The sequence below is a fragment of the Niveispirillum sp. KHB5.9 genome, assembly GCF_048066115.1.
In the GTDB taxonomy this organism is placed as follows: domain Bacteria; phylum Pseudomonadota; class Alphaproteobacteria; order Azospirillales; family Azospirillaceae; genus Niveispirillum.
Genome location: NZ_JBLTYX010000019.1, coordinates 68,448 through 77,664 on the forward strand (window position 1 = coordinate 68,448; position 9,217 = coordinate 77,664).

The 9,217-nt window shown below is 69.0% G+C and carries 7 protein-coding genes; 1 reads left to right on the forward strand and 6 read right to left on the reverse strand.

Going from position 1 to position 9,217, the window contains the following annotated elements:
• Window position 1 precedes the first annotated feature (1 nt).
• On the reverse strand, window positions 2-727 hold the full coding sequence (locus tag ACM9HJ_RS24455; RefSeq protein WP_416574400.1) for a hypothetical protein: 726 nt from the start codon (window positions 725-727) through the stop codon (window positions 2-4).
• Window positions 724-2,826 (reverse strand): SpoIIE family protein phosphatase, encoded by a 2,103-nt coding sequence (locus tag ACM9HJ_RS24460; RefSeq protein ID WP_416574401.1) that lies wholly within the window; start codon window positions 2,824-2,826, stop codon window positions 724-726. The genes ACM9HJ_RS24455 and ACM9HJ_RS24460 overlap by 4 nt, the downstream gene beginning before the upstream one ends.
• Before the next feature lie 227 nt (window positions 2,827-3,053).
• Between ACM9HJ_RS24460 and ACM9HJ_RS24465 the strand changes: the two genes are divergently transcribed.
• On the forward strand, window positions 3,054-4,088 hold the full coding sequence (locus ACM9HJ_RS24465) for an ABC transporter substrate-binding protein (RefSeq protein ID WP_416574402.1): 1,035 nt from the start codon (window positions 3,054-3,056) through the stop codon (window positions 4,086-4,088).
• A gap of 5 nt (window positions 4,089-4,093) precedes the next feature.
• On the opposite strand, the gene ACM9HJ_RS24470 is transcribed toward ACM9HJ_RS24465, so the two are convergent.
• Genes ACM9HJ_RS24470 through ACM9HJ_RS24485 form a run of 4 tightly spaced genes read right to left on the reverse strand, consistent with a single transcriptional unit; the run spans window position 4,094 to window position 9,134 of the window.
• Complete coding sequence (locus tag ACM9HJ_RS24470) at window positions 4,094-6,517, reverse strand: MFS transporter (protein WP_416574403.1); 2,424 nt, start codon at window positions 6,515-6,517, stop codon at window positions 4,094-4,096.
• Window positions 6,518-8,335: a hypothetical protein gene (locus ACM9HJ_RS24475; RefSeq protein ID WP_416574404.1), complete on the reverse strand. Its 1,818-nt coding sequence runs from the start codon at window positions 8,333-8,335 to the stop codon at window positions 6,518-6,520.
• A complete protein-coding gene (locus tag ACM9HJ_RS24480) occupies window positions 8,332-8,748 on the reverse strand; it encodes an ATP-binding protein (protein WP_416574405.1) in 417 nt (138 codons plus the stop codon). Before ACM9HJ_RS24480 ends, ACM9HJ_RS24475 begins: the two co-directional genes overlap by 4 nt.
• 53 nt (window positions 8,749-8,801) lie before the next feature.
• Entirely contained in the window at window positions 8,802-9,134 is a 333-nt protein-coding gene (locus ACM9HJ_RS24485; RefSeq protein WP_416574406.1) for an STAS domain-containing protein, read from the reverse strand.
• Window positions 9,135-9,217: the final 83 nt, after the last annotated feature.

Sequence of the window (9,217 nt, forward strand, 5' to 3'; positions counted from 1 at the left end):
GTCAGCCCGTTCTTTTGATGTAAAACAATAGGATATCCCGCACCGCGTCGCCACGCGGCGCCGGTTCGACCCCGTGGAAGGACATGTCGTCCTTCACGAACCAGAATAGGCTGTTGGGCAGGAAGGGCGCCGTCCAGGCATGGGTGAAGGCCTCGCGCCCGTGATGGCGCCCGCCCCAACAGCGGAAATCCGGATCGCGCGGCGCATAAAGCGCCGTCCCCTGCGCCCGGTTGGCATCGTCGGGCGGCAGATAGAACAGCAGGGTCAGCACATTGGGCGGATCGGACGTGTGGGGCAGCACCCCCGGCCCACCCCGGTCGCGCACCAGCAGCAGCGAGGTGCGCCAGGACCCCAGCGCCGTCCCCTCCGCCCTGAACCGCGCCGCCACGGGGCTTTCCGCCAGACGCAGCAGGTTTTCCCCGAACGCCCGGCCCAGCGTGCGCGTCCGCAATTCCCGCCAGAAACCGGCACGGTCCGCATCCATAAGGGCATCGGCCGCATCATCGATGACCAGCCCGCGCCGCGCCGCATAATCCCCCGCCGGGTCCCAATCCGCCGACAGCGGCGTGTAGGCCGCATCATCGGGCAATGCCGCGCGCAGGGCGGCGTAGAAATCCGATGGAAACACGTCCGCCACCCAGCCGTGCCAGTGCGGGTCGGGCATCAGCGGCGTGGCGGCGATGCGGGCCTGCGCCCAGGTTCGGGCGGCGTCGAAATCGGGCTTCATGCGGGCACCGTCGCATAGCGCAGGGAAACACAGGTGATATCGTCGGCCTGCGGTGCGCCGCGGGCGAATTCATTGACCAGGGCGACCATGTGCCCCGGTACCGCACTGTTGGCCAGGGTGGCGATGGCGGGGGCGCCGGCGATCAGGCGCGGATCGCCGAACAACTGTTCATCCACGTCGAACGCCTCCGTCACCCCGTCGGTGAACAGGAACAGCGTGTCGCCGGGCGACAGGAACAGCTGGCCGTCGTGATATTCCATATCCTCCACCACGGCCAATGCCGTGTCGCCCGTGCCCGGCAGCACGGCGACGGTGCCGTCGCCACGCACCAGCAGCGGCTGGTTATGGCCGGCATTGCAGTAATCGAAGCGGCCGGTCGCGGGATCCAGGATGCCGTAGAACAGGGTGACGAACATCAGTTCCGGGTTCTCCGCCGCCAGCAGGTCGTTGACCTGCGCCACGCAGCGCGAGGGGGAATGGGTGAAGCCCGCCGTCGCGCGCAGCAAGGTACGGGAAATGGCCATGAAGAAGGCGGCCGGCACGCCCTTGCCCGACACGTCGGCCACCGCCACGCCCAGCCGCCCATCGGGCAGCGGGAAATAATCGTAGAAATCGCCCCCCACCTCCTTGGCCGGCACCATGGCGCCGGCCACCTGGGTCCCGGCATGCAACAGCGGCGCCGAGGGCAGGATGGAAGCCTGGAGCTTGCGGGCGATCTCCAGTTCCTGCTGCAAGCTGATGAATTGCGTCTTGGTCATCAGCGCGTCGCGCAGTTCCGCTACCAGCAGCGACAGTTTCTGGTGCTGTTCGCGCACGCGCAGCGACATCTTGCGGAAGGCCGGGGCCATCATACCCAGCGCATCGCCGCCGCCATCGGCCGCCTCCGCACCTGTCCCGGCCGGCGGCTGGCGGTTGGCCTCCGCCTCGATCTCCGCCAGATCGTTCAGCAATTCCGCCTTCGCCCCCTCGGCCAGCATGCCGGCCAGGGCCGTCATCTCCTGGCGGATGAATTGTTCCTGGCGCTGGCGCTGGCGTTCACGGCGCTCACGCGCGGCGGACAGGGCCTCCAGCGTCTCGCGGAAGAAGCCGACGGTGCGCACGATGCGCCCCACCTCGTCATTGCCGGCCGGCCGTTCAAACCGGATGGCGGTATTACCGCGGGCCAGCGCGTTCAGCACGTCGATCGCCTCCTCCAGCGGCGTGAACGCGCGGCGCATGGACGCGTTCAACAGCCAGAGCAGGGCCAGCAGCGTCACCGCCGCCAGCATCAGCACGATCTGTTCCGTCAGCTTCTCGATCTCGTACCCTTTGGTGGCGTCGGTCACGGCCAGCAGCCTGCCCACCATCTGGCCGGCACGGTCCTGCAACGGAATGGTGGCCAGCATGACGGTGCGGTCGCCGATGGTCCGCGTCTCGAACGCGGCGCGTGCCGCCAGCCCGCCATGGGCCGTCAGCTCGTCCCACAGTGCCTGGTTGGTCCCGGCCTCCAGCTTGCCATCCGTATCCTCGATGAAGGCGTCGGCCACATCGCCATGTTTGAACAGGGGCAGCACCTGGGCGATGTTGGTGGCCAGTGTCAGGCTGCCCACCATGGCCCCGTCCGGCCCGGCCAGAGGCAGCAGCAGGGTGGCCATCGCCCCGTGACGGCTGTCATTCTCGATGCCGCTGATGGCCGTACCCGCCTGCAATCCCTGTATCCGGGTGATGTCATCCATCATGGGTTCGGGAAAGGTGGCGGCCAGGGTGGTGAACAGGATGGTGCCATCGGCATCCTGCACCTCCACCCGGTTCTGCCCGCCCAGCCCCGCCAGATCGGCCGCCAGCAGTTGGCCCAGCCGCTGCACGCCCGCCCGGTCGCCCTTGGCCACCGAAGCGGCCAGCCGGATCGACAGGTCGCCCGTGCGGTCGGCGCGCCAGCGCAGCCGTTCCACCAGATGGGCCACCGACTGGTCCAGCAGCGTGCGGGTCCCGTCCAGGATCACGGCGGCATAACGTGCGACCACGATCCGCTCCCGCATCAGGCCGGCATAGTAAAGACCGCCCGCCAGCAGCAGGCAGCTGGCCGTGACCATGGTTATCACGCGGGTGCGCAGCAGCATGCTTCCTCCCCGGATGCGGGAAATGCCGGTTCGACATCTGTGAATACCGGCGGCGACTGCCGCCGCGCGGCACGTGCCGCGTAGCCAAGCCCACTTATGTGGGCGCCGGCGATTGAGGCCCGGCGATCGGTTACGATCGCCGGGAACAGGTAAATTGGTGCGCCGCGATTGTGTCTGGTATGATTGACGGGTGCAATCCGGCACTGTCGATCATCTGGCGGCTGTCCATGAGAAATACACGGCATCTGGTGGGGTGGCTGTTCCTGGTGCTGGCGCTGCTGCTGCCCGCCCACGCATCCCTTGCCCAGGAGCCGCCGCCGGCCAAGCGCGTCTACATGGTGCTGTGGCGCGGCGAGACGGAGATGGAACGCGGCTTCCGCGACTATTTGGAGGAACAGGGGCTGGCGGTCGACTATACCGTCCGCAACCTGGACCAGAACCTGGCCGGCCTGCCGGACCTGGTGGCGGAGATCAAGCGCGAACGGCCCGACCTGGTCTATAGCTGGGGTACCAGCGTCACCCAGAACCTGGTGGGCACGCTGGGCAGCACCGATCCCGACCGGCATGTCACCGACATTCCCACCGTGTTCATCTTCGTCACCGACCCGGTCGCCGCCGGCATCGTGGAGGATCTGGACCGGCCCGGCCGCCCCCTGACCGGCACCTCCCACATGGCGCCACTGGACAGCCAGCTGAACGCCATGGAGGCGGTGCTGCCGTTGAAGAAGCTGGGCAATATCTTCAACGCGGCAGAGGCCAATTCCCGGCTTTATGCGGAAAAGCTGGCGCAGGTGGCGGAAGGGCACGGCATCCAGGTCCTGAACCGCCCCATCCCGCAGAACGAACAGGGCCAGCCCATGGCCGACGCCATTCCCGCCCTGCTTGACACGATGGTGGCCGACGGGGTGGACTGCCTCTATATCGGACCGGACAGTTTCCTGGGCCGCAATGCCGCCACCTTCACCCAGGCGGCACTGGAACGCGGCCTGCGCACCTTCGCCGCCACCGAACAGCCGCTGCGCGGCGGCAAGGCGCTGATGGGCCTGGTTTCCAGCTATTACAATCTGGGCCGCTTCACCGCTGCCAAGGCCAAGCGCATCCTGGCCGACGGCACCCCGCCCGGCGAGATCCCGGTTGAAACGCTGCGCCGCTTCACCTTCCTGGTGAACATGGACGTAGCCCGCCAGCTGGACACCTATCCGCCGATGAGCGTGCTGCGCTTCACCGAGGCGCTGAACGCGCCGACGACCACCGCGCGGTAAACCCATCATGTCACCCGGCGCGGCAGGAAACGCAAGCCGGCGGCCAACAGCAACGTAGCGCCCAGACACGAGAGGCCGATGCCGGCCAGCCCCGCCCCCTCTCCGCCCTGGGCCAGCAGGGACGCCATCACCACGGGCCCGATAAACAGCCCCACCCGGTCCGCCACGCGGTAGACGGCCAGCACCAGCAGCCGCCCGGCGCTGGCTTGTTCCACCGCAGTCTCATCGAAGATCAGGGTGACCAGGCAGGACATGCCGAAGGCCTGGGCGGTGCCCAGGGTAATGATGGCCAGCACCACGCCCGGCGTCGTTGGCACCAGCAGGGCCAGGAAGGCCGATACCGCCGTCAGCCCGCCGCTGGCCAGCACCAGCCGCCGCGCAGCACCCGGCCCGCCCGCCACCCGCCCCCAGAAGGGCGTGGTCAGCGCCATCAGCAGGGCATAGGCCATGATCGCCCGCCCCGCCTCCGACGGGCTGTTGCCCAGGTCGGCCAGACGCAAGGGCGCCCAATAATAGATGAAACCCGCGATCATCAGGCGCGCCGGCAGGGCCGCCAGCAGCAGCAGCGCCATGAAGCGCGGATTGCGCAGCAGCAGGCCCAACCCGGCCAGCACCCGGCCGTCGGCCGGTACCGGCGGCATCATCGCCCCTTCCCGTTCCGGCCCCGACAGGGTGCCCATGGATAGCAGGAAGGGCACCGATGCCAGCGCGAAGGCGGCCGCCACCAGCAGTGTGGCGGCGGGGCCGGCATGGTTGGCGATCAGGCTGCCGGTGACCGTGCCGCAGACGGTGCCCGCGAAGAAGATCGACAGATAGCCGGCATTGGCCTGGGCGCGGTGGTCGGCCGGCACGGCCGCCAGCATGCTGTCCTGCACCAGGATCATCACCGCCCCCACGGCCAGCCCGCCCAGCACCCGGCCGGCCAGCAGCATCCACAAACCGTCGGCCATGCCGCAGACGGCCAGACCCAGCGCGCAGAAGGCCGCGACAGCACCCAGCAGCAGCGGCCGCGGCAGCCGGTGTGCCAGCAGCCCGGTCAGCGGCTGCGACAGGGCGACGGCCAGCCAGAAGGCGGAGATGGGCAGGCCCACAGCCGTCGCCGCATCCAGTCCCTTCAGGTCCGCCCCCAGCAGGGAACGGGCATAGACCGGCAGGAAGCTGTGGGCGAAACTATCGGCGAAGACCAGCAGGAAGAAGCCCAGACGCACGAAGGACAGCAGCCGGTCCGCCTGCCGCCGCCCGGTCTCCGTCCTGCCCCCCGCCGCCACCAGCGTACCGACCAGGAACCGCCGCAGCTCCATCGCCGCCAGCAGCACCACCAGCACCGCCATGCCCATGTCCAGCATGATATCGACCAGGCGCCCGCGCACGAAACCGGCATCCGCGCCCACGAACAGGGTGCCGGCCAGGGCCCCGCCCGCCCGGACGGGTTGCGCCAGGATGCGGATGCCATCCACCTCCGGCAACGCGCCCGCATTGCCGGCAGGCCAGGCCGACAGGGCCGCACGTGCCGCCTCGCCCTCAAGTCCCACCGCATGGCGGACGGCGCCGGTGGCATCGGCCAGAGCCAGCAGGGTGATGCGCGGTTCCAGCGCCAAGGTGCCGGCCATGTATTCCGGCATGCCGCCCAGCCGGTCGAACGGCACGCCCAGCCCCAGGGCATGGCCAATATCGGACCCGACGGCGATGGCAAGCGCCCCGGCCGTGCGGTCCAGTTCCGGCAGCAACGTTTCCTCGAATGCCGGCAAGGCCCGTACCAGGCCGAACCCCAGGCACAGGACCAGGGCGCCGGTGGCGACGGCACCGGTCCAGCGGATCAGGAACCCATCCGGATCGACGGGCGGGTGGGTGCGCAGGCGCCGGAACAGCCCGAACAGCCCCAGGCCCATGAACAAGGTCGCCGGCACCATATCGACCATCAGCCCGGCGCCCAGCCGGTGGGTCATGACCCGGGTCCGCTCCCCCACCAGTCCCGCCTCCAGCATCAGCACCAGGGTGCCTTCCTGCTGGTCGAAACTGTTGCGGATGGGGAAGGCCTGCAGCAGGAGCCCGCGCCATTCCCGCGCCTCCAGCGACGGACCGGACAGCCAGCCATCCGGCAGGTCGCCCGGTCCCAGGGCCGGATCGCTGCGCCCGATCAGTTCACCATCGGCGGCCAGCAGCAGGGCACCCTGCACCGCCGGCTGCGGCGCCACGGCGCGGGACAGGATGGCATCGGCCCCGGGCAGGGAGGAGAGCGACAGGCCCAGCGCCATGTTGCGCTCCAGCGTGGCGCGGATCGAGCGGGCCACCACATGGCCCTGGTCGGCCAGCAGCGACACCATGCTGCGCCGATATTCCAATACGCCCAGGGCCAGGAACAGGGCCGCCGCCGCGACCAGGACCAAAGCCGTGGACAGGACCGTGCGCAGTACCACGCGGCCCGGCATTCACGCCGCCCCCGTCGTCCGGTCGCGCGCCGCCAGCAACGGCAGGCCACCCAGCAGGCCCAGCCCCACGCCCAGCAGCGCCAGCCCCTGCGGCCCCAGTGTCGGCCCCAGGCACAGGCAAAGGATGGCGCCCGCCAGCATCGCCAGCAACAGCGTCCGCGCCAGTTCCCACCAGGGCAGCACACCCCACAGGCCGCGTAGCAGCAACAGCGCGGCCGCGATGCCGGGCACCAGGGCCAGCAACAGAAACGGCGTCTGGTCCGACCGGCCGGCCGCCAGCATCTGCCAGGACGAGAGCGAAAGCGGCACCAGGCCCACGCACAGGCCGAACAGGCAGAGGCGCCGGCGCTGCGGCAGGTCGCGTACAGCCAGCCGCTCCCCTTCCCCCTCCAGCCCCATCTGGCCACGAGCCCAGCGGATGACGGCATTGACGGCGGCCACGACGCTGATCGCGTCGTCGTCGGGTCCCGGAGCGGCCAGGAAACGGAAATCGCCGGCCCCCGCCAGGGCCGCCACCCGGTAGACGGCCGCCAGCGACAGGTTGCCCAGGCGCATCAGGCCCAGGGCCACCGCCTCCAGCCCGATCAGCAGGATGGCAAGGGCCAGCAATGCCAGATTGCGAAGCAGCGGCAGCAGCATGCTGCCCGTCACGTCCCGTGTACGCGCAACCTTGAGGGAACCCACGTTCCTGCCGCCGGCGACGATGGCAAGGCTGAACCGTTCCGCGTTCTCTACCTGGTCCGGCATATGCGGGTCGGTATAACTGTAAAGCACCCGCCCGTCGGGTGCCGCCACTTCAGCCCGGATGAAGCCGTCCTCCGCCTCCACCGCCGCCGCCAGCAGCGGCTCCACCCCCACCAGCCGGTCGAAGGGAATGCCAAAAGACAGAGCGCGCTCGATCTGCCCGACGATGGAATAGCCGGTCAGCCGCGCCCGTTCTGTAATCAGCGGCGGTACGGAGCGTTCCATCTGCTGATAAACGGTCCAGACCAGCGCGCCGCCGGCCGCGGCCAGGATGGTCAGCAGCGCCACCCCCAGCCGCAGCGACCGGGCGCGGGCCAGTTCCCGCAACGGCGCCACGGAGGTCGCGGGCCGCTCGGCGGCAACGGGGATCACTTCCCCCTCTGTCCGCGCACGCAAGGCCATGATCCGCCGGGATAGCGGATCCAGCCAGTCGGGCACGGCGCCCCCGTCCAGCGCCCCGATCAACGAAGCCCGCAGCAGGCCCAGCCGCCGGGCCCGGCGCCATGCCTCCGCCAGGCCGGTCAAGCCGGCGACCAGCAAGGCCACGCAACCGATGGCGACGATGTTGCGGGCCAGTTGCATCAAGGCGACGTGGTTGTCCTCGCGCGCCTGCACCTGTGGCACGCGCAGCGACACCGCACCCACATTTTCCCCGAAGGCGCCATGGATGGGCTGGATCACCACCAGTTCATCCTCCCGATCCAGGACGATCTGGGCGTCCTGCTCCAGCGCCGTGCCCGACGGCCATTGCGTCTTCCAGCCGACATCGGACGGGTTGGTGCTGAACCGCACCTCCCCCCCCACATCATAGACAGTAATGGCGGAAACCGAGGGCGCGAGGCGTCGTGTGCGCTCCAGCAACCCCTGCAGGCCCGGCAGTTCTTCCAGCGGCAGGCCCAGCGCCAACCCGCTTTCGATATTGGTGCCCAGCCCGGTGGCCAGGCGGCGGAAGGTCTCCACCTGCGTCTGCGATTGCGCATCCTGGAAGAAGCGGACGGACAGCAGCCCGCCGCCCGCCACGAACAGCAGCACCAGCAGCACGAAGGCGGTCAGGGCACGGCCGAAGGCGGTCACGCGGGCCGCCTCTTGGTAAAGCGCAGGCGGTTATGGCCGTCGACGCGGGCATAGGCCACCTCGTCCATCATGCTGCGCAGCAGATGGATGCCCAGCCCGCCGACCTCCCGCTCCTCCAGTTCCGCATCGATGTCCGGCCCCTCGCGCTCCAGCGGGTCGAAGGCGGGTGCGTCGTCCACCACCTCTCCCGTCACCAGCGGCCCGTCCAGCGCCAGCCGCACGGTGATGGCGCGCCCCGCCTGCCCACCCAGCCCGTGCTGGATGGTGTTGGTCAGGACCTCTTCGAAACAGATGTTGAACTGGAAGGCGAATTGCGGCGGCAGGTCATGGCTGTCACAGAATTCATCGACCCGTTCGGCCAGCGGGGCGATCTCCTGCAACCGGCTGTCCAGGACCAGGACGATTTCCGCCACGCCTTTCCCCCATCGCCATGAAACCGGTGGAGGCCGGCCACCGCCGGCCCTTGTCAGCTCAGCAGGTCGACCCCGCTGGCGCGGCTCTGCGCGAACTGGAACAGCTTGGTGAAGCCGCTCAGTTCGAAAATCTGGAACACGTTCTCGTTCATGGAAGACAGGACGAGACGGCCCTGCGCCGCCTTGGACAGCTTGGCGCATTTCAGCAGCGTGCGCAGGCCGGCGCTGCTGATATAGCCCACCTGCTGGAAATCGATCAGCAGGCGGCCGGAGGCACGCCCTGCCCGTTCCACCAGGAAACCCTCGATCTCCAGATAGTTGTTGCTGTCGATCCGGCCGGTCAGCTCGATGATCACAAGCTCGCCATGGATGATTTCGGAGAACATCGTCCTGATCCCGGTGAAACAATTCTGTTGGACGTCAAACTTTCGCCATCATGACGCAGGCGGGCGCATGAGGAAACAAAACA

Excerpts from the sequence above, each read along its gene's own strand:
- ACM9HJ_RS24455 (WP_416574400.1), bottom strand. The coding sequence starts at position 727 with ATGAAGCCCGATTTCGACGCCGCCCGAACCTGGGCGCAGGCCCGCATC.
- ACM9HJ_RS24465 (WP_416574402.1), top strand. The coding sequence starts at position 3,054 with ATGAGAAATACACGGCATCTGGTGGGGTGGCTGTTCCTGGTGCTGGCG.
- ACM9HJ_RS24470 (WP_416574403.1), bottom strand. The coding sequence starts at position 6,517 with ATGCCGGGCCGCGTGGTACTGCGCACGGTCCTGTCCACGGCTTTGGTC.
- ACM9HJ_RS24485 (WP_416574406.1), bottom strand. The coding sequence starts at position 9,134 with ATGTTCTCCGAAATCATCCATGGCGAGCTTGTGATCATCGAGCTGACC.
- ACM9HJ_RS24460 (WP_416574401.1), bottom strand. The coding sequence starts at position 2,826 with ATGCTGCTGCGCACCCGCGTGATAACCATGGTCACGGCCAGCTGCCTG.